1 protein-coding gene is annotated in these 272 nt (G+C 72.4%); it reads left to right on the top strand.

Going from position 1 to position 272, the window contains the following annotated elements; all coding sequences use genetic code 11:
* Window positions 1–272: FAD-dependent monooxygenase (locus ACSNOK_RS34280; RefSeq protein WP_436784635.1), on the top strand; the 272-nt coding region annotated here is incomplete at both ends.

The following is a 272-nucleotide window of genomic DNA, read 5'->3' on the forward strand; positions in this document are numbered from 1 at the left end:
TCTTCGAACCGGGCTGGTACCGGGTGATCACCTGCGAGTACGACCGCGTCCCCGACCGCGACGAGCCGGCGACGTTCTCGTGGCTGCGCTCGTCACTGCGGAAGATCGCGGGCACCGATTTCGGCATGCACAGCCCCCGCTGGGTCTCCCGGTTCGGAGACGCCGCACGGCAGGCCGAGCGCTACCGGGCGGGCCGGGTGCTGCTGGCCGGCGACGCGGCGCACATCCACTTCCCGGCCGGCGGCCAGGGACTGAACACCGGCGTGCAGGAC

This window comes from Streptomyces sp. URMC 126, assembly GCF_051386555.1.
GTDB lineage: Bacteria > Actinomycetota > Actinomycetes > Streptomycetales > Streptomycetaceae > Streptomyces.